Origin of the sequence: Thermus sp. NEB1569 (genome assembly GCF_022385295.1) — a bacterium.
Taxonomy (GTDB): domain Bacteria; phylum Deinococcota; class Deinococci; order Deinococcales; family Thermaceae; genus Thermus; species Thermus scotoductus.
The window spans coordinates 1,333,974-1,352,505 of sequence record NZ_CP092445.1 but is presented as its reverse complement, the minus strand read 5'-3'; the positions used below and the strand labels follow the sequence as shown (position 1 = coordinate 1,352,505).

Below are 18,532 nucleotides of genomic sequence, written 5' to 3'. Positions count from 1 at the left end.
GGCGGCTGGGGCTTTTTTCCTCCAGCTGGAGGTAGGCCTCGAGGCTGAGGGCTTTTCGGGCGGGCTGGCCTCTATTCTAGCTTGGCCAAGCTGAAGCGCACCCGGCCTTCCTCGTCCTCCAGGAGGGTGGTGTGGCCGGGGAAGAGGCCTTCAGCAAACTCTAAGGCCAGGACCTCCTCGGCGATCCAGCTGCCGTGCCGTTTCAGGGCTTCCAGGTAGGCGCCTTCCGCCTCGTAGCCCACCCGGATGCGGTCGGAAACCTTGAGGCCCATCTCCTTGCGGGTCTGTTGCAGGTGGCGGATCAAGTCCCGGGCCAGGCCCTCAAGCCTTAGCTCCTCCGTGACCCGCACCTCCAGGGCGGCCACGTACCCCTCCTTTTCCAGGGCCTGGTACCCCTCGGGGGCCTGGGCCTCGAGGAGCACTTCCTCCGGCTCCAGGACCACCTCCTGGTCCTCCAAACGCAGGGGCACCCTTTCCCCCTTCAGGACCAGGCTAGCCACCCTCGAGGCCTCCTTTTCCAGGGCCTCGCGGATCCTGGGAAGAAGCTTGCCGTACTTCTTGCCGAGGAGCTTCAGGTTGGGCAGGACCCGGTAGCGGAGCACCTCTTCCCCTGGTTCCAAGACCCGCACTTCCTTCACATTGAGCTCCTCGGCGATCTCGGAGGCGAAGTGCCTCAGGCCCTCCCGCTCGAGGGCGGTGGGAGCGGTGATGAGGAGAAGGGGAAGGGGGATGCGGGTCTTGATCCCGCTTCTAGCCCGCACCGAACGGGCCAGGTCCACCACCTTGAGCACCGCCCGCATCTTGGCCACCAGCTCCTCGTCCACCAGATAGGGGTCCACCTCGGGCCAGTCGGAAAGGTGCACGGAAAGGGGGGCCTCGGGGCTTACTGAGCGCACCAGGTTCTGCCAAAGCACCTCGGCCAGGAAGGGGGTGAAGGGGGCGGAGAGCTGGCTGATGGTGACCAGGGCCTGGTACAAGGTGGCGTAGGCGGACTCCCGGTCCAGGGGATCCTCGTTTTTCCAGTAGCGCCTGCGGCCCCGGCGCACGTACCACTGGGAGAGGTCCTCCACCACGAAGTCCCGCAGGGCCCGGCTGCTTTGGGTGGGGTCGTAGGCCTCGAGGGCCTCCGTCACCCTCTGAATCAGATCCTGGAGCCGGGCAAGAAGCCAGCGGTCCAGCTCGGGCCGCTTCTCCACGGGAGGCGGGTTCTTAAGGTCTGGCTGGTCCAGGTTGGCGTAGGTGACGAAGAAGCTATACACATTCCAGAGGGTGAGGAAGTAGTCCCGCACCGTTTCCCGTACCAGGTTGGGTCCGAAGCGGCGGTCCGCCTCCGGGGGAGCGGAGATGTAGATGTACCACCTGAGGGCATCCGCCCCAAACTCCCGGATGATGTCCCAGGGGTCCACCACGTTCCCCTTGGACTTGCTCATCTTCTGGCCCTTTTCGTCCAGGATGAGGCCGTGGCAGATGACGTTTTTGAAAGCGATGGAGCCGAAGAGCATCACCCCAAGCTGGTGCAGGGAGTTGAACCAGCCCCGGGTCTGGTCGATGCCTTCCGCAATGAAGTCCGCGGGGAAGGCCTCCTTAAACTCCTCCTGGTTCTCAAAGGGGTAGTGCAAGGAGGCAAAGGGCATGGCCCCGGAGTCGTACCACACGTCGATCACGTAGGGCACCCGGCGCATGGTGCCCCCGCAGGAGCAGCGGAGCTCCACGGCGTCCACGTAGGGGCGGTGGGGGTCAAAGGGCTCGGGAAGGGGATGGGTGGCCCTTTCCTTCAGCTCCTGGATGCTGCCGATGGCCTCTTCCTTTCCACAAGAGCCGCAGACCCAGATGGGAAGGGGCGTGCCCCAGTAGCGGTTGCGGCTTAGGGCCCAGTCCACCAGGTTCCGGAGCCACTCCCCGTAGCGTCCCTCCTTGATGTGGGGCGGGACCCAGTTGATCTCCTGGTTTTTGCGGATGAGTTCCTCTTTGAAGAGGGTGTTTTTGATGAACCAGGTTTCCGTGGCGTAGTACATGAGGGGGGTGGAGCACCGCCAGCAGTGGGGGTAGCTGTGGAGGTAGCTTTCCTCCTTGAAAAGAAGCCCCCGGGAACGGAGGTCTTTCAGAATGGCCCGGTTGGCCTCGCGGAAGAAGAGGCCCTTAAAGGGCTCCACCAGGAGTCTCCCCTCCTCGTCCACCGTTTTGAGGAGGGGAAGGCCGTAGGCCCTGGCCGTTTCGAGGTCCTCGGCCCCGAAGGCGGGGGCCTGGTGGACGATGCCCGTGCCGTCCTCCCGGCTCACGTACTCGGCCAGGACCACGAGGTACCCCTTCTCCAGGGCCTGGGGGTAAGGGGGGTCGTAGGCCAGGCCCTCCAGTTCCTTACCCGAAAAGGTCCTGAGAATGGGGGTTTCCTCGCCGAGGAGCCTGCGCCCCAGGGTTTCCTCGATGATCACCGCCTCCTCCCCCACGGCAAAGGCCCCATAGGTGTACTCGGGGTGCACCGCCGCGGCCACGTTCCCGGGGAGGGTCCAGGGGGTGGTGGTCCAGATGAGGAGGTTAGCCTGCTTCAGGCCCAGTTTTTCCGGTTCCTTAAGGGGAAGGCGTACATAAACCGAGGGATCGGTGATCTCCTTGTACCCCAAGGAGAGCTCGTGGGAGGAAAGAGGCGTGCCGCACCGGGGACAGTAGGGCACCACCTTGTGGTCCCGGTAGAGGAGCCCCCGGTCGAAGAGGTTCTTCAGGCTCCACCAGATGCTTTCCACATAGGTGGGGTGCAGGGTGGCGTAGGCGTTCTTGAGATCCACCCAGTAGGCGATGCGCTCGGTGAAGGCCTCCCACTCCTTCTCGTAGGTGAACACCGACTCCCGGCAGGCCTGGTTGAAACGCTCGATGCCGTAGGCCTCGATCTCCCGTTTGCTCTTTAGCCCCAGCTTCTTCTCCACCTCCAGTTCCACGGGGAGGCCGTGGGTGTCCCAGCCGGCCCGGCGGGGTACGTAATAGCCCCGCATGGTCTTGTACCGGGGGAAAAGGTCCTTGTAGCTTCGGGCCTGGGCATGGCCCACGTGGGGCATGCCGTTGGCGGTGGGGGGGCCTTCGTAAATGGTATAGCGGGGCCTCCCTTTACGGTTTTCCACGCTTTTCTCAAAGATCCTCTCCCGCTGCCAAAACTCCAGAACCTCCTCTTCCAGCCTGGGAAAGTTGGGTTCGCCGACCTCCTTGAACATACGCTCCTCCCTAAAGAAACGTCCGCGCCCTTTGGGCGCGGACGAAAGCGCAAGGGCTTCCGCGGTACCACCGCGCTTCCTGGAGATAGCCTCCAGGCCCTCATTTGCGCGCGATCACGGGCGCACCCGGCGGGCATTACTCGAGGCCCTTAGCCCCTTTCCTCCCGCGGCTCCGGGGTGATCTTCCCGCCTTTCCTCACCACCGGGCTTCCACCCTCCCCGGCTCGCTTGGGGCTATTGGAAAGGGGTACTCTCCCCATCCTCGCCTTTACAGCTCCCGCCTCCTGGGGTAAAATCCCCCGTTGGCGGCTAAGCCCATGCTAGCAGCCTTTCCCCTGGCTTGACAACGCCCCCATCGGGTCTGCTAGACTCAGGCTAAGCCGGTTCCCCTTCCGCGCAAAAGGAGCGTCCATGGAGCTGTACTTGGATACCGCCAACTTGGAGGAGATACAGGAGATCGCTGCCTGGGGGGTGCTCTCTGGGGTGACCACCAACCCCACCTTGGTGGCTAAGGAGTATGCGGGCCGAGGAGCAAAGCTGACCGAGGAGGTTCTGTTCGCTCACCTACGGGCCATATGTGAGGTGGCGAAGGGACCTGTGTCGGCGGAGGTGACCGCGCTGGAGGCAGGGGCCATGGTGGAGGAGGGCCTGCGGCTTGCCGCCATCCACCCTCACATCGTGGTCAAGCTGCCCACCACCGAGGAGGGCCTGAAGGCCTGCAAGCGCCTTTCCACCCAGGGGGTGAAGGTGAACATGACCTTGATCTTTTCCGCCAACCAGGCTCTTCTGGCGGCCCGGGCAGGGGCGGCCTACGTTTCCCCCTTCCTGGGCCGGGTGGACGATATCTCCTGGGACGGGGGAGAGCTTTTGCGGGAGATCGTGGAGCTGATCCAGGTCCAGAACCTGCCGGTCAAGGTCATCGCTGCCTCCATCCGTCACCCCCGCCATGTGACGGAGGCCGCCCTTCTGGGGGCGGACATCGCCACCATGCCCTATACGGTTTTCAAGCAGCTTCTTAAGCATCCTTTGACGGACATAGGGCTTAGACGCTTTATGGAGGACTGGGAGAAGGTCAAGCCATGAGGAGAAAAGCGGATACCCAACAAGAAGCGCCCCTCACTTACCAGGAGCTTTCGGCCAAGATTCTGCCGGAGCTGCACCTCCTGGCCCAGGAAGCGGGCATAGAGAACTACAAGCGCATGAAGAAGGACCAGCTCATTATGGCCCTCCTGGAGCGGCAGACCCAAGGGGAGGGCCTGCAGCTGGTCAAGGGTTACCTGGAGATCAGTCCGGATGGGTACGGCTTCATCACCGAGAGCTTGTACAACCTGGAATCCCGTGTGGCCATCGTCTCCGCCGGCCTTATCCGGCAGTATGCCTTGAGGAGCGGGGACTACATCGTGGGCCGGGTGCGACCTCCGCGGGAGAACGAGCGCTACGGCACCCTCCTCAAGGTGGAGGCGGTGAACGACCTGGACCCTGAGGCGGCCAAGAACCGGCCCCGCTTTGACGAGCTCATCCCCCAGTTCCCCGACCGGCAGATCAAGCTGGAAACCACCCCTGATGAGCTTTCCACCCGGGTGATCGACCTGCTGGCCCCCATCGGCCGGGGGCAGCGGGGGCTCATCGTGGCCCCGCCCAAGGCGGGTAAGACCACCCTCCTCAAGAAGATCGCCAATGCGGTCCTGAAGAACGAACCCGACATCAAGGTGATCGTTTTGCTCATAGACGAGCGCCCCGAGGAGGTCACGGACTTCCGGGAAAGCGTCCAGGGAGCCGAGGTCATCGCCAGCACTTTTGACGAACCGCCTCAGAACCATATCCGGGTGGCGGAGTTCGTCCATGAGAGGGCCAAGCGCATCGTGGAGGAGGGCGGCCATGTGATGATCCTCCTGGACTCCATCACCCGCCTGGCCCGGGCCAACAACCTGGTAACCCCGCCCACGGGCCGTACCCTGTCGGGCGGTTTGGACTCCGCTGCCCTGTACTTCCCCAAGCGCTTCCTGGGAGCGGCCCGCAACATCCGGGGTGGAGGTAGCCTCACCATCCTGGCCACGGCCCTGGTGGAAACGGGAAGCCGCATGGACGACGTGATCTTTGAGGAGTTCAAGGGGACGGGCAACATGGAGCTCCACCTTTCCCGCCGCCTCGAGGAGCGCCGCATCTTCCCGGCCATCGACATCCTGAAGTCCGGGACCCGTCGGGAGGAGCTCCTCTTGGGCGAGGAGGTGGTGCACAAGATGTGGCTTCTCAGGAAGGTCCTGGCGGATATGGACCCGGCGGAGGCCATGGAGATGCTTTTGGCCCGCCTGGGGCGGACCAAGAACAACAAGGAGTTTCTGGCGTCCTTGGCCGCCCGTTAGGCGGGATTTTCCCTTGGGGGGCGGAAAGCCCGCCCCCCAAGGCCTTTTGCCCCTTGCCTTTTCCCCGCTTGGTCCTGGTATAATCCCCGCGAGGTTTTGGTGGGGTTTGGGAGGTGAGCATTGCGGGGAGTATGGGGAAGTTTATGGCTCTTGGTTTCCTCTTTGGCCTTCGCCAAGCTGCCTGCTCTTAGCCCCCTTCCTCTTCCCGCGAACACGGTGGAGGTGGGCCAGGCGGTCAAAAAGGGATGGGTGGTCTATGAGGTGAAGCCCGGGGATACCCTGGCGGGGATTGCCGCTCGTTACGGGGTGGATCCCCGGCACATCATGTGGTCCAGCAACCTGCAAGGCGATCGCTTGCAGGTGGGGCAAAGGCTTCTTATCCCCTTGGTGGCCGTGGAGGACCGTTCCCCCCGGGTACCCCCGGGGGTGGAGGTGTACCGCGTGCGCCCGGGGGATACCCTGCAGGGAGTGGCGAGCCGTTATGGGGTAAGCGTTCTGGAACTGGTTTCCGCCAACCCTTCCTTAGAGAGCTTGGACCGGCTGGTGGCGGGGAGCGTCCTGTACATTCCAAGAAAAGCTAAGGGCTTGGTGGTATCCCTGCCCGAGGGGCAGACCCTGGTGGACCTGGCGGCTCGTTTCGGCCTCTCCCCAGTGGCGGTGGCCCGGGCCAACGGCATCCAGGACCCCGCGGAGCTCAGGCCCGGGGACCTGGTCCTCCTCCCCGGTATCCAGGCCAAGACCACCTATGAGCGGCTTCTCGCCAAACAGGAGGAGGAGCGCAGGGCCCGCCTCGAGGCGGAGCGCCGGCGCCAGGAGGAGCTTAGGCGCCTGGCGGAGGAGAGGAGGAGGCAGCAGGCCTTGGCCCAGCAACGTACCCGGCAGGTGCAGCAGGCCCAGACCCAGCGGCCCCAGGTGCGCCGGGTGAGCTACCAGGAAGGGGCCATGCGCTGGCCTCTTTCGGGCTTTCGCATCACCACCTATTTCGGCGAACGGGGAGTCTTTCAGCGCTTCCACACGGGGATTGACCTAGCTGCAGCGTACGGCACCCCCATCGTGGCGGCCAAGGCGGGGCAGGTGGAGGTGGCGGGTTGGAGCTCCGTGGGCTATGGCTTCCATGTGGTGTTGGACCACGGGGGCGGGGTGGAAACCCTTTACGCCCACATGTCGCGCATCGCTGTGCGGGCCGGCCAGTGGGTGGAGGCCGGGCAGGTGATCGGCTACGTGGGCTCCACCGGCTGGTCCACCGGGCCCCACCTGCACTTTGAGGTGAGGGTGGGTGGGGTGGTCCGTAACCCCTTGGCTTATTTGCCTTGAGTAAGTTTTAGTGCCCCCCGGGGGCCTTTGGGCCCCCGGCTTCTTTTGGCTTGACCCGGTGGGCGGTAAGCTGGAGGATGGAGGACGGGATGGAGAAGGGAACCTTTCAGATCAAGACGGGCTTCGCCGAGATGTTCAAGGGTGGGGTGATCATGGATGTGACCACCCCCGAGCAGGCGGTGATCGCCGAGGAGGCGGGGGCAGTGGCGGTGATGGCCCTGGAGAGGGTCCCCGCCGACATCCGGGCCCAGGGTGGGGTGGCCCGCATGTCCGACCCCAAGGTCATCAAGGAGATCATGGCCGCGGTTTCCATTCCCGTGATGGCCAAGGTGCGGATCGGCCACTTCGTGGAGGCCATGATCCTCGAGGCCCTGGGGGTGGACTTCATCGACGAGTCCGAGGTCCTCACCCCTGCGGATGAGGAGCACCACATCGACAAGTGGAAGTTCAAGGTGCCCTTCGTGAACGGGGCCCGGGACCTGGGGGAGGCCTTAAGGCGCATCGCTGAGGGAGCGGCCATGATCCGCACCAAGGGGGAGGCGGGCACGGGCAACGTGGTGGAGGCGGTCCGCCACGCCCGCACCATGTGGAAGCAGATCCGCTACGTCCAGTCCCTAAGGGAGGACGAGCTCGTGGCCTACGCCAAGGAGATCGGGGCCCCCTTGGAGCTGGTGAGGTGGGTCCACCACCACGGCCGCCTTCCCGTGGTGAACTTCGCCGCCGGGGGCATCGCTACCCCAGCGGACGCGGCCCTCATGATGCACCTGGGCATGGACGGGGTTTTCGTAGGTAGCGGCATCTTCAAGTCCGGGGACCCCAAGAAGCGGGCCCGGGCCATCGTGCGGGCGGTGACCCACTACAACGATCCTGAGGTGCTGGCCGAGGTTTCCGAGGACCTGGGCGAGCCCATGGTGGGCATTAACCTGGATCAACTGAGGGAAGAGGAGCGCCTGGCCAAACGGGGCTGGTGAGATGGTGTCGCGGGTGGTCTGCGGGGCCTATGGGATCCACCTGGAGAAGGTGGAAAAAGCCCGGGCTGCCTTGCCCAAGGAAGGGGTCTTGAAGGAGGCTGCCCTCCTCCTGAAGGCCCTGGCCGATCCCACCCGGATGCGCCTTCTTCTGGCTTTGAAGACGGCGGGGGAGCTTTGCGTGTGCGATCTAGCCCTCCTCGCTGGGGTTTCGGTTTCTGGGGTGAGCCACCAGCTCAGGCTTCTCCGCCAGGCAAGGCTGGTGGCCTTCCGGAGAGAGGGAAAGCAGGTCTACTACCGCTTGGCGGACGAGCACGTGGAACGGCTTCTTGAGGGGGCTTTGGAGCACGCGGAAGAGAACACTTGACTAGCTACTCAAATGATGCTACCATGGGAACATGGATGCTCACAGGGTTCGCGTGTTCCGGGTGGAGGGTTTGGACTGCGCCGACTGCGCCTTAAAGGTGGAGAAAGCCCTTTCCGGGGTGCCTGGAGTGGTGCAGGCCCAGGTCAGCTTTGCCAGCGGTAAGGCGTATCTGCACCTCGAGGTTCCCGGGGCGGAGAAGGAGGCGGAAAGGGTGGTTTCCGCCCTGGGCTACCGTTTGAAGCCTGAAGGGGACACGACCAGGGGTGTTTTGGGACCCTGGCGCTGGGCCTTGGTTTCCGGAGGGCTTCTCCTGGCGGCCTTTTTGGCTTCGCTCTTCCTCCCCGGCCTAGCCCCTTGGGGCTATCGGCTGGCGGCCTTGATAGGGGTTTTCCCCCTGGCTCGTCGTGCGGTGGCTACGTTCCGGCAAAACCCCTTCAGCATGCAAACCCTGGTTACGCTGGCTACCCTGGGAGCCATGCTCATCGGGGCGGAGGCCGAGGCGGCGCTGGTGGTCTTCCTCTTCCTCGTGGGGGAGGTGCTGGAGGCTTATAGCGTGGCCCAGGCCCGCAGGTCCCTTTACGCCCTTTCCGAGCTTCTTCCCAGGCGGGCCTACCGCCTGAAGGAGGGTGGGGTGGAGGAGGTACCCCTTAAGGCCTTGAGGGTGGGGGACCTGGTGAGGGTGCCCCCGGGGGAGCGGGTACCGGCCGACGGGGTGGTGGTGTCTGGACAGGCTTCCGTGGAGGAGGCCGCCTTCACCGGGGAGCCCTTGCCTAGGCCCAAGGGGATAGGGGACCGGGTTTACGGGGGCAGTCTGGTGCAGGAGGGGAGCTTGGTGGTAAAGGTGGAGCGCCTTCCCGAGGAGGGCTTCCTGGCGGAGATGGAACGCCTGGCGGAGGAGGCCTTGCTTAAGAAGAGCCAGGTGGAGCGGGTGGTGGATGCCTTTAGCCGCCGCTACACCCCGGCGGTCCTGGCCCTGGCAGGCTTCGTGGCCCTGGTCCTTCCCCTTTTCCGGGGGGATTTCCTGGGGCATGTCTACAAGGCCTTGGGCCTTATCCTCATCGCCTGTCCCTGCGCTCTGGTGGTGTCGGTGCCTGCGGCCATCGCCGCAGGGGTGGGCCGGGGAGCCAGGGCGGGGGTGCTCTTTAAGAGCGGGGCGGCCCTGGAGCGCTTGGCTGGGGTTCGCTACGTGGCTTTGGACAAGACGGGAACCCTGACCCTGGGAAAGCCCACGCTGGTGCGGGTGGTTACCTTTGGGGTTTCGACGGAGGAGGCCTTGGCCCTGGCGAAGGGGGTGGCGGAGGGTTCCTCCCACCCCTTAGCCCGGGCGGTGCGGGAGGCTTCGGGCCCCAAGGCCTTGCCCTCGGAGGAGCATCGGGCGGTGCCGGGCCTCGGGGCCTTCGCTCGGGTGGAGGGGAAGGAGGTGGGTTTGGTGCGGCCCGAGGCCTGGGACCTGCCCCCGGAAGTAGAGGCCCAGGTGAAGGCCTTGGCGGAGGAAGGCTTCAGCCTTTCCCTCTTGGTTAGGGAGGGGGTTCCCTTGGCCCTCTTGGCCTTCCAGGATACCCCCCGCCTCGAGGCCCGGGAAGTCTTGGCCGAACTGCGCCGACTGGGCCTTAAGCCCCTCCTGCTTACCGGCGACCGGGAGACCTCTGCTTTGGCTTTGGGCACGGCCATAGGGCTTTTTCCTGAGGAAATCCGGGCTGGCCTTTCTCCCGTGGACAAGCTCCGCCTGGTGGAGGAGATGGAAGGTAGGGGTGGCGTGGCCATGGTGGGGGATGGGGTGAACGACGCCCCAGCCCTGGCCAAGGCCACGGTAGGGCTTGCCGTGGCCGAGGGCACGGAAGCGGCCCTGCAGAGTGCAGACGTGGGGCTTCTGAGCCTTGCCGCCTTGCCCCGGGCCTTCCGGCTAAGCCGCCTGACCCTGGGCGTGGTCCGCCAGAACGTGGCCTTGGCGGTGGGGCTCAAGGGGCTTTTCCTCCTCACCACCCTCATGGGTTACACGGGGCTTTGGACCGCAGTGCTGGCGGACGGTGGAGCACTCGTGTTGGTGACGGCGAACAGCTTGCGCCTCCTGAGGAGCAGAGTATAGTTGACCCATGCCCAGGCGCAGGTATCCCAGGCTTCTGGAGCAGTTCCTTGCGAGTGAGGCCAAGGTGGGGGTGCCCTCCGCTTCCCTTCTGGCGGGGGGCTTCCCTTGACAGGGCGGGAGCCTAAGTCCAGGATGAGGGGCGTGGTTGGCGTTTTGGCCTTACAGGGGGATTTCCGCGAGCACAAGGAGGCATTAAGGCGGCTGGGGATAGAGGCCAAGGAGGTGCGCAAGAGGGAGCACCTGGAGGGGCTCAAGGCCCTCATCGTGCCTGGCGGGGAGTCCACCACCATCGGCAAGCTGGCCCGGGAATACGGAATCGAGGACGAGGTGCGCAAGCGGGTGGAAGAGGGTTCCCTGGCCCTCTTCGGCACCTGCGCCGGGGCCATCTGGTTGGCCAAGGAGATCGTGGGCTACCCTGAGCAACCCCGTTTGGGGGTGTTGGAGGCATGGGTGGAACGCAACGCCTTTGGCAGGCAGGTGGAAAGCTTTGAGGAGGACCTCGAGGTCCGGGGTTTGGGTCCCTTCCACGGGGTTTTCATTAGAGCCCCAGCCTTCCGCAAATTGGGGGAAGGAGTGGAGGTGCTGGCGGAGCTGAATGGTCTTCCCGTCCTGGTACGCCAGGGCAAGATCCTCGCCAGCGCCTTCCACCCCGAGCTCACCCAGGACCCCAGGCTTCACCGCTACTTCCTGGAGCTGGCAGGCCTCTAGGGCCGCATCCGGGTGTACATCCTGGGGAAGGGGATGGCCTCCCGCACGTGGTTAAGGCCACAGATCCAGGCCACGGTGCGCTCGAGGCCCAATCCGAAACCCGAGTGGGGCACGCTGCCAAAGCGCCTCAGGTCCAGATACCAGTCGTAGACCTCCTCCGGGAGGCCGAACTCCTGGATTTTCCTGCGTAGAAGTTCCAGGTCGTGGATTCTCTGGCTACCCCCGATGATCTCCCCGTAGCCCTCGGGGGCCAGGAGGTCGTTGTTTAGGACCAGCTCCGGGTCCTCGGGGTCGGGTTCCATGTAGAAGGCCTTAATGCGGGCAGGATAGCGCTCTATAAAGACGGGCCGGTCAAACTGGCGGCTGAGGGCGGCCTCATGGGGGGCGCCGAAGTCTTCCCCGTAGGGAAGGGGTGGGATTTCGGGGTCCTTCTCCGCCAGCCGGTTCACCAAAGCCACAGCCTCCTTGTAGGTCAGACGGGGATAGCGGCCCTCCGCGGCAGGCTCCAGGGCCTTGGGATCGCGTTCCAGCATTTCCAGCTCCTTGGTCCTTCGCGTGAGCACCCGGCCCACCAGATAGCGCAAAAGCTCCTCCTGTAGGGCCATGTTCTCCTCGTGGGTCATGAAGGCCACCTCGGGCTCGATCATCCAGAACTCCAGGAGGTGGCGGCGGGTTTTGCTCCTTTCCGCCCGAAAGGTGGGGCCGAAGGTGTAGACCTTGCCGAAGGCCAAGGCCCCGGCTTCGGCGTAAAGCTGGCCCGACTGGGAGAGGTAGGCCTTTTCCCCGTCAAAGAGGTCCACCTCGAAGAGGTCGGTGGTGCCCTCCACGGCGCTCGGGGTGAGGATGGGGGCGTCAAAGCGCAGGAAACCCCGCTCGGCGAAGAAATCGTGGATGGCTCTTTCCAGCTCGTCCCGGATGCGCATCACCGCGAAGGGACGGCGGTGGCGGAGCCACAGATGGCGGTGGTCCATGAGGAAGTCGATGCCGTGCTCCTTAGGACCGATGGGATACTCCCCCTGGGGAAGGCTCACCACCTCGAGGTTCCGCACCGAAAGCTCAAAGCCCCCGGGGGCCCTCTCGTCCCGCCGGACCAGGCCATGGACCTTGAGGGCGGTTTCCTGGGGGAGGTGATCCGCTTGCTCAAAGATTTCCTCCGGTACCTCCCCTTTGAAGAGGGTGGCCTGCAGGAACCCCGTGCCGTCCCGGAGGATGAGGAAGTGGATCTTGCCCTTGGAGCGTTTTTGGTAGAGCCAGCCCCTTAGCTCCACCTCCTGGCCCTCGTATTTGGCGATCTCATCAATAAAGACCCGCATACCCTTCTATCCTAAAGGGGCCTTGAGGTGTTTGCCTGGCATTTACCTCTGTTCCCTACCCTGGGCATGGGAGGTGAAGGTATGAGCAAGCAGTGGCTGGTTAGGTTGTTGGCGGTGGCCTTCGGTGTCTAGAGTCCAACGGCTTTGTCCCAAGTGGCCACGGAGCTTCGCATGGCCCTGGGGGGCAAGAAGGAGCTGGCCGTCTTCTGGAAGGAGGGCCGGGTGGTGGGCCTGGTGGAGGTGAACCCTAACGCCTGGGTGTCCGCCGAGGGGGCAACCCAGGTGACCCTGATCCTGAACGGCCAGGAGCGAACCCTGCAGGTCCACCATGCGGGGAGCACCTTGGTGGACGTGAGCGTCAGCGGGGGCAGGAGGGTATGGCCTGGGGCTTCCGGAATAGGCTGCTCCTCGGGGTGGGGGTAGCGGTGGGGATCTCCGCCCTGGCCCAGCTGGGCCTGGGGTACTGGGTTTTGTTGCGCGCCGCTGAGGCAACGGTCCAAAGGGAGCTTCTGGTCTTTTCTCCTTCCGACCAGGGCTTGCAACGCTTCTACGGTCAGGTCACCTTCAGCGATGGGCAGGCGCTCTTGGTGGGCGGCGTTCCCCTCCTTGGCTCCTCCCCCTGGATGGCCCTTCTGGTTCCCGGGATGGCGGTGGAGGTGGAGGGAAGTTGGGAGGGAGCGGGGTTTCGCCTCCTGGAGTTACGCATTGTGGCCCCGGCGCGCTTCTCGTATTGCCGGTAATAGGCTGGCAAGAGCCTCCGCCAAACCGCATGCCTCCACGGGAGCCACCACCCGTTGGGCCACCTTCTTGACCTGGGGCGAAGCGTTCCCCATGGCGATGCCTAGGCCCACTCCTTGGATGAGTTCCAGGTCGTTTTCCCCATCCCCCACCATGGCGCATTGGGCCAGGGTCAGGCCGTAGCTTTCCGCCACGAAACGGGCGGCCGAGAGCTTGCTCACCCCCCGCTTGGTCAGGGAGACGAAGCGCACCCCGGGCATCCTGGGGCTTTCCGCCACGTGGGCCTGGAGTTCCTGGGGCAAGGGGTCCATGAGGGCGCCCAGGGGAGCTTGGGCCTCGGCCAGTACCTGGAGGCGGACCAAAGGGGCAGGAAGCCTTAGCAGGTCCGCTTCCTCGGCCACCACGCCCAGGAGTTCCTGGTGGGCCTTTAGGAGAGGGCTATCCCCCTCTATGAAGAAGCCCCCATCGGCGGTGTAGCCCTCGAGGGGAAGCCCGAGCCTGCGGGCCAGGCGGATGGCTTCCCGGGCCGCCTCTTGGGGCAGGGCTTCCACCAGGAGGGGGTGGGCGGGAGGGGAGTGGGGATCCCGGGAAAACGCCAGGACCACCGCCCCCGACTCGAACACGTGGAGGCCCATGGGGTCCAGCCTGCGGGCGTAGGCCAGGGCGTGCCCCCGGCCCGGCCGGCCGGTGATGAGGCTTAGGCGGATGCCCTTGGCCCTTAAGGCCTCCACCGCTGGCCACACGCATTCGGGTACCCCCTCCTTGCCCACCAGGGTGCCGTCCACGTCCACGAAGACCAGCCGCACCATCAAACTTCCCCAGCGGATACCTGTACCGCCTCCCCCCCGATCTGCACCCCGTAGGGCTGGCCCGTGGGGCTGTACTCCACCACCACCTCCACCACCCCTGGGTTGCCCAGGCGGTGGCCCTGGTAGATGGTGAGGGCTACCCGGCCTTCCCGCCTGGGCACCACCCCTGCCCGGGCCAGGAGGGCGCCCAAGGCGGCGTTGGCGGAGCCCGTCACCGGGTCTTCGGGAATGCCCAGGATGGGGGCAAAGTCCCGGGCGTAGAAGCTCCTCGGGCCCATGGGGGCGTAGGCATGGACGGTGGCCACCTCCAGCTGGTGGGAAAGTTCGGCCAGGGTCTTCATCTCTGGCTCCAGGGCATCCACCACCCCGGGCGCAACAAGGGGGACGAAGAGGCTCCAAAGCCCGGTGTAGGCGATGCCGTAAGGCAGGCCGCGGTGCAGGTAACGTTCGTCTGAGCCCAGGGCCTCGAGGACCTCCTTAAGCACCTGGTAAGGGGGCAGGTCCCGGAACCTCGGGGCGGGACCCCTCACCAGGGCCTTGCGGGGTTCTCCGGCCTCGTACAGGATCTCCACCGGCAGGGCCTCCGTGGGGGTGTGCAGGAAAAGCCGCTTGCTGCCCTCGGGAGCCAGGCCCAGGCGCACCAGGGTGAGGCCCAGGGCTATGGCGGCGTGGCCGGAGAACTCCACTTCTCCCGAAGGGGTGAAGAAGCGCACGGCGAACAGGGTCCCTTGCCTTTCCGTTACGAAGGCGGTTTCCGGTTCGCCCAGGCGCCGGGCTAGGCTTCGCATCTCCTCCAGGTCCATGCCCCGGGCGTCCAGCACGATGGCTACCCGGTTCCCGGCTCCCGGGGTGGAGGCGAAGGCGTCCACGATCACATAGGGAATCCTAGCCATGGGCGATCACCATGAGGCCGAGTTCCCGAAGCTGCTCCTCGGACACCGGGCTTGGGGCCCCGGTAAGGGGGTCTTTGCCCTCCTTGTTCTTGGGGAAGGCGATGACCTCGCGGATGGAGGGGCTGGCCGTCATGAGGGCCAGGAGGCGGTCTAGGCCCCAGGCGATGCCGCCGTGGGGTGGGGCTCCGTACTCCAGGGCCTCCAGAAAGAACCCGAACTTTTCCCGCTGCTCCTCCTCCGCAATGCCCAGGATGCGGAACATCTTGGCCTGCAGCTTTGGATCGTGGATGCGGATGGAGCCGCCCCCCACCTCGGTGCCGTTCAGCACCAGGTCGTAGGCCAAGGCCCGCACCTTCCCAGGATCGGTATCCAAGAGGGGTAGGTCCTCGGGATGAGGGCTGGTAAAGGGATGGTGCATGTAGGTGTACTGGCCCCTTTCCTCGTCCCACTCCAGAAGGGGGAAGTCCACCACCCATAGGAACCGGAAGCCCTCCCTGGGGAGGTCTAAGACCTCCGCCAGCTTAAGCCGCACCTGCCCCAAGGCGGTGGCCGCCACCTTGGCCGGCCCGGCCACGAAGAGAAGGGTGTCCCCCGGAGTGGCTTCCGTGGCCTCCAGAAGGCTTTGCCGCACGGGCTCCAGAAACCTGGCGGCCCCGCCTGCGAAGCCTCCCTCCTCCACCCGGGCAAAGGCCAAGCCCTTGGCCCCGTGGCGCTTGGCCAGCTCCTCCAAGTCGGCGATCTCCTTGCGGGATAGGGCCTCGGGCACCGCCAGGGCCTTTACCCTTTCCGCCTCCCGGAAAACCTGAAACTCGCTTTCCCGGAAGAGGTGCCCCACCTCCTTGAGCTCCAGGCCGAAGCGGGTGTCGGGTTTGTCCGAGCCGAAGCGCTCCATGGCCTCCTGGTAAGTGAGGCGGGGGAAGGGGAGGGGAAGCTCCACCCCCAGGGCTTCCTGGAACACGTGGGCCATGAGCCTTTCGTTAAGCTCCAGGATATCCTCCACCTCCACGAAGCTCATCTCCAGGTCCATCTGGGTGAAGTCGGGCTGGCGGTCGGCCCGTAGGTCCTCGTCGCGGAAGCAGCGGGCGATCTGGAAGTAGCGGTCAAAACCCGCCACCATGAGCATTTGCTTGAAAAGCTGGGGCGACTGGGGGAGGGCGTAGAAAAGGCCGGGTTGCTGGCGGTAGGGCACCAGGAAATCCCGGGCCCCTTCCGGGGTGCTTTTGGTCAGGAAGGGGGTTTCCACCTGGATGAAGCCCTCCCGGTCCAGGAAGTCCCAGATGGCCTTGATGACCCGATGGCGGAGGCGCAGGTTTTCCTGCATTTTCCTCCGGCGCAGGTCCAGGTAGCGGTACCTGAGCCTGAGGTCTTCGGAAACCTCCTTTTCCTCCTCTCCCCGCCAGCCGGCGTCCACGGGGAAGGGGGGTGTTCTGGCCTCGGAGAGGACCTCGAGGGAGGTAAGGGCCACCTCCACCGCTCCGGTGGGCAGGCGGGGGTTAGGCTCCGGGCGTAGGCGCACGGTGCCCCTGGCCCGCACCACCCACTCCGAGCGGACCCGTTCCGCTTCCTTGTAGGCGGGGCTTTCCGGGTGGGCCACCAGCTGGACCAAGCCCTCGCGGTCCCGGAGGTCCAGGAAGATGAGCCCCCCCAGGTCCCGGCGGCGGTTTATCCACCCCTCGAGGACCACCTCCTCCCCCACGTGTTCTTCCCTTAGGCTTCCGGCGAAGTGGGTACGGCGCATAATCCCCCAAATCTTAACGGATTCTCACGCCAGGGCGGAAAGGAGGAAGCCCAGGGCCTCCCTTTGGGGAAGGCGCACCTGTTCCCCAGTGGCGAGGCGCTTCAAGGTGACCTCACCGGTCTTTAACTCATCCTCCCCCAAGAAGCCCACGAAGGCCGCGTTCCGCTTCAGGGCTTCCTCCACCCCCTTGCCAGGCTTCTTGGAGCTGAGGGCATACTCCGCCCGTATGCGGGGCCTTAAGGCCTCCGCCAGATAAAAGGCCTCGGCCACGGCTTCCTCCACCAGGGGGATCAGGTAGACATCGGGCCCCTTCTCCTCCAAGAGGCTAAAGCCCTCCGCCTCGAGGGCCAGGGCCACCCTCTCCACCCCGAAGGCGAAACCCACCCCGGGTACCCTCGGCCCCCCCAGGAGCTCGGAAAGCCCGTCGTACCTTCCCCCACCCCCCAGGGCGCTCTGCGCCCCGATCTCCGCATGGTGCACCTCGAAGGCGGTACGCACGTAGTAATCCAGGCCCCGCACCAGGGTTGGGTCCAGTTCGTAGGGCACGGAAAGCCTTTCCAGATGGCGTTCCACCGCCTTCAGATGGGCCTTCGCTTCCTCCCCCAGGAAGTCCAGCATGGGCCGGATGTTGAGCTCCTTAAGGAGGGCCTGGTCTTGCTCGCTCTTGGAGTCCAGGATGCGCATGGGGTTGAGCTCCAGGCGCTCCTGGGAATCCTGGGAGAGGGCCTCCCGGTGGGGGGAGAGGACCTCCCGTAGATAGGCGTTGTAGCGGGCCCGGTCCTCGGGGTCCCCCACGGAGGAGAGCTTGACGGTGAGGCGCCTTAGGCCGAGCTCCTTAAGGCTTTCATACAGGAGCACCACGGCCTCCGCATCCAGGATGGGGCTTTCCGAGCCCAGGGCCTCGTAGTTCACCTGGTGGAACTGGCGGTAGCGCCCCTTCTGGGGGCGCTCCGCCCGGAACATGGGCCCCGCCATCCAGAGCCTCACGGGCTGGGGCCAGACCTTCATCCCGTGTTCCAGATAGGCCCGCACCATGGCAGCGGTGCCCTCGGGGCGCAGGGTGAGGGAACGCCCACCCCGGTCCTGGAAGGTGAACATCTCCTTCCTGACGATGTCGGTGGAGATCCCCACCCCCTTCTCGAAGACCTGGGTTTCCTCAAACACCGGGGTGATGAGTTCCAGGGTCCCCGCCGCCTCCAGCACCCGGCGGGCGGTGGCCACGATGTGCTGGTGGAGCCTTAGCTCTTTGCCGAAAAGGTCCTTGGTGCCGCGCACGGCCATACCCCTTCACTTTACCCGAGGGCGAAGGCTATACTGCAGCCATGCCCTCGAGGGGTTCTGTACGGGGGTTTCTGGTATTCCTCTACCTCCTCCTCACCCTCACCGCCTCCACCGGGGTGGCCCTGCAGATGTACCTCATGCAGGTGCAAAACCCCGGCCTCCGGACGGATCTCTGCCAGGCCCCTGGGGAGGAGAGGGAGGTGGACCACTCCCTCTTCTGTGGCCTGCAGGTCTCTCCAGGTCTGCCCCCCATAGGGGAGGTGGCGCCTCCTGCGCTGGTGCGGGAGCTCCGGGCCAGGGTTGCCCCCGTGCCCGGCTATCCGGAACCCCAGGGAAGGGCTTTTTCTCCCCGCTCCCCTCCTTTTGCCCTGAAGATCGTCGCTTGAGTTGGGCAAAGGCTCTTTGGGCAAGAGGAGGGGAGAATCTTGGAAGCAGTGGTGTACACGGAAAGTTTGCAGCTTTATGCCCTGGTGCACGGGGCGCTTGGCCCAGCGGGTTGGAAGGTGTACTGGAAGGAAGGCCGTGGCCTGGCCCTGGCGGGGCTGGACCAGATGGAAAAGGGCGAGGTGCTTCTTTGGACTACCCCTTGGGGGCTTAGGGCCTATGACCCTTGGGGCATGATCTTCCTCACCCGTCGGGACGATCCCAGGACCTTGGCTTCAGGCCTTGAGGGACGGGTGGGCCTGCGGCTCCTTCCAGGGGAAAAGGCCGTGTTGTGGGCGGTGGGAAACGGGATTCCCCCGAGGGTGGG

General features: G+C 65.2%; 16 protein-coding genes and 1 other annotated feature. Of the genes, 10 read left to right on the top strand and 6 right to left on the bottom strand.

Going from position 1 to position 18,532, the window contains the following annotated elements:
• Positions 1-71 precede the first annotated feature (71 nt).
• Positions 72-3,203, bottom strand: a complete 3,132-nt coding sequence (ileS, locus tag MI302_RS07725) for an isoleucine--tRNA ligase (protein ID WP_239725384.1) — start codon at positions 3,201-3,203, stop codon at positions 72-74.
• A 34-nt stretch (positions 3,204-3,237) separates the two neighbouring features.
• Positions 3,238-3,475: a binding site (T-box leader), on the bottom strand.
• A gap of 139 nt (positions 3,476-3,614) precedes the next feature.
• Here ileS and fsa point away from each other — a divergent pair.
• The 7 genes from fsa to pdxT all read left to right on the top strand — a co-directional run bounded on the left by fsa (position 3,615) and on the right by pdxT (position 11,009).
• Positions 3,615-4,286 carry a fructose-6-phosphate aldolase gene (gene fsa / locus MI302_RS07720; protein ID WP_126205008.1) on the top strand — a complete coding sequence of 224 codons (672 nt, stop codon included), beginning with the start codon at positions 3,615-3,617 and terminating at the stop codon, positions 4,284-4,286.
• Positions 4,283-5,566: a transcription termination factor Rho gene (gene rho, locus MI302_RS07715; RefSeq protein ID WP_126204448.1), complete on the top strand. Its 1,284-nt coding sequence runs from the start codon at positions 4,283-4,285 to the stop codon at positions 5,564-5,566. The genes fsa and rho overlap by 4 nt, the downstream gene beginning before the upstream one ends.
• 162 nt (positions 5,567-5,728) lie before the next feature.
• Entirely contained in the window at positions 5,729-6,880 is a 1,152-nt protein-coding gene (locus MI302_RS07710) for a peptidoglycan DD-metalloendopeptidase family protein (RefSeq protein WP_370687324.1), read from the top strand.
• Between the two features lie 89 nt (positions 6,881-6,969).
• Positions 6,970-7,851, top strand: a complete 882-nt coding sequence (gene pdxS, locus MI302_RS07705; protein WP_071677891.1) for a pyridoxal 5'-phosphate synthase lyase subunit PdxS — start codon at positions 6,970-6,972, stop codon at positions 7,849-7,851.
• Between the two features lies 1 nt (position 7,852).
• Positions 7,853-8,215, top strand: coding sequence for a helix-turn-helix transcriptional regulator (locus tag MI302_RS07700; RefSeq protein ID WP_239725383.1), 363 nt, complete (start codon positions 7,853-7,855; stop codon positions 8,213-8,215).
• Between the two features lie 31 nt (positions 8,216-8,246).
• Positions 8,247-10,301 carry a cation-translocating P-type ATPase gene (locus MI302_RS07695; protein WP_239725382.1) on the top strand — a complete coding sequence of 685 codons (2,055 nt, stop codon included), beginning with the start codon at positions 8,247-8,249 and terminating at the stop codon, positions 10,299-10,301.
• Between the two features lie 132 nt (positions 10,302-10,433).
• A complete protein-coding gene (gene pdxT / locus MI302_RS07690) occupies positions 10,434-11,009 on the top strand; it encodes a pyridoxal 5'-phosphate synthase glutaminase subunit PdxT (protein ID WP_239725381.1) in 576 nt (191 codons plus the stop codon).
• Here the strand turns inward: pdxT and asnS are convergent.
• A complete protein-coding gene (gene asnS, locus MI302_RS07685; protein ID WP_239725380.1) occupies positions 11,006-12,322 on the bottom strand; it encodes an asparagine--tRNA ligase in 1,317 nt (438 codons plus the stop codon). The two genes, pdxT and asnS, sit on opposite strands and share 4 nt — an antisense overlap.
• A 144-nt stretch (positions 12,323-12,466) precedes the next feature.
• Here asnS and MI302_RS07680 point away from each other — a divergent pair, with 144 nt between their 5' ends.
• Together MI302_RS07680 and MI302_RS07675 are read left to right on the top strand one after the other, a co-directional pair.
• Positions 12,467-12,745 carry a hypothetical protein gene (locus tag MI302_RS07680; RefSeq protein ID WP_126164782.1) on the top strand — a complete coding sequence of 93 codons (279 nt, stop codon included), beginning with the start codon at positions 12,467-12,469 and terminating at the stop codon, positions 12,743-12,745.
• Positions 12,700-13,062 (top strand): hypothetical protein, encoded by a 363-nt coding sequence (locus tag MI302_RS07675; RefSeq protein WP_019551284.1) that lies wholly within the window; start codon positions 12,700-12,702, stop codon positions 13,060-13,062. Before MI302_RS07680 ends, MI302_RS07675 begins: the two co-directional genes overlap by 46 nt.
• Here MI302_RS07675 and MI302_RS07670 read toward each other — a convergent pair.
• The 4 genes from MI302_RS07670 to hisS are packed head-to-tail and all read right to left on the bottom strand — an operon-like array spanning position 13,021 to position 17,781.
• Entirely contained in the window at positions 13,021-13,869 is an 849-nt protein-coding gene (locus tag MI302_RS07670; RefSeq protein ID WP_038032347.1) for an HAD family hydrolase, read from the bottom strand. The two genes, MI302_RS07675 and MI302_RS07670, sit on opposite strands and share 42 nt — an antisense overlap.
• Positions 13,869-14,762 carry a PhzF family phenazine biosynthesis protein gene (locus tag MI302_RS07665; RefSeq protein ID WP_239725379.1) on the bottom strand — a complete coding sequence of 298 codons (894 nt, stop codon included), beginning with the start codon at positions 14,760-14,762 and terminating at the stop codon, positions 13,869-13,871. The genes MI302_RS07670 and MI302_RS07665 overlap by 1 nt, the downstream gene beginning before the upstream one ends.
• A complete protein-coding gene (gene aspS / locus MI302_RS07660; RefSeq protein WP_239725378.1) occupies positions 14,755-16,500 on the bottom strand; it encodes an aspartate--tRNA ligase in 1,746 nt (581 codons plus the stop codon). Before aspS ends, MI302_RS07665 begins: the two co-directional genes overlap by 8 nt.
• 24 nt (positions 16,501-16,524) lie before the next feature.
• Positions 16,525-17,781, bottom strand: coding sequence for a histidine--tRNA ligase (gene hisS, locus MI302_RS07655; protein ID WP_239725377.1), 1,257 nt, complete (start codon positions 17,779-17,781; stop codon positions 16,525-16,527).
• 41 nt (positions 17,782-17,822) lie between these two features.
• Here hisS and MI302_RS07650 point away from each other — a divergent pair, with 41 nt between their 5' ends.
• A complete protein-coding gene (locus tag MI302_RS07650) occupies positions 17,823-18,167 on the top strand; it encodes a hypothetical protein (protein WP_015717424.1) in 345 nt (114 codons plus the stop codon).
• Positions 18,168-18,532: the final 365 nt, after the last annotated feature.

Excerpts from the sequence above, each read along its gene's own strand:
- ileS (WP_239725384.1), bottom strand. The coding sequence starts at position 3,203 with ATGTTCAAGGAGGTCGGCGAACCCAACTTTCCCAGGCTGGAAGAGGAG.
- fsa (WP_126205008.1), top strand. The coding sequence starts at position 3,615 with ATGGAGCTGTACTTGGATACCGCCAACTTGGAGGAGATACAGGAGATC.
- rho (WP_126204448.1), top strand. The coding sequence starts at position 4,283 with ATGAGGAGAAAAGCGGATACCCAACAAGAAGCGCCCCTCACTTACCAG.
- pdxS (WP_071677891.1), top strand. The coding sequence starts at position 6,970 with ATGGAGAAGGGAACCTTTCAGATCAAGACGGGCTTCGCCGAGATGTTC.
- MI302_RS07700 (WP_239725383.1), top strand. The coding sequence starts at position 7,853 with ATGGTGTCGCGGGTGGTCTGCGGGGCCTATGGGATCCACCTGGAGAAG.
- MI302_RS07695 (WP_239725382.1), top strand. The coding sequence starts at position 8,247 with ATGGATGCTCACAGGGTTCGCGTGTTCCGGGTGGAGGGTTTGGACTGC.
- pdxT (WP_239725381.1), top strand. The coding sequence starts at position 10,434 with ATGAGGGGCGTGGTTGGCGTTTTGGCCTTACAGGGGGATTTCCGCGAG.
- asnS (WP_239725380.1), bottom strand. The coding sequence starts at position 12,322 with ATGCGGGTCTTTATTGATGAGATCGCCAAATACGAGGGCCAGGAGGTG.
- MI302_RS07675 (WP_019551284.1), top strand. The coding sequence starts at position 12,700 with ATGGCCTGGGGCTTCCGGAATAGGCTGCTCCTCGGGGTGGGGGTAGCG.
- MI302_RS07670 (WP_038032347.1), bottom strand. The coding sequence starts at position 13,869 with ATGGTGCGGCTGGTCTTCGTGGACGTGGACGGCACCCTGGTGGGCAAG.
- MI302_RS07665 (WP_239725379.1), bottom strand. The coding sequence starts at position 14,762 with ATGGCTAGGATTCCCTATGTGATCGTGGACGCCTTCGCCTCCACCCCG.
- aspS (WP_239725378.1), bottom strand. The coding sequence starts at position 16,500 with ATGCGCCGTACCCACTTCGCCGGAAGCCTAAGGGAAGAACACGTGGGG.
- hisS (WP_239725377.1), bottom strand. The coding sequence starts at position 17,781 with ATGGCCGTGCGCGGCACCAAGGACCTTTTCGGCAAAGAGCTAAGGCTC.
- MI302_RS07650 (WP_015717424.1), top strand. The coding sequence starts at position 17,823 with ATGCCCTCGAGGGGTTCTGTACGGGGGTTTCTGGTATTCCTCTACCTC.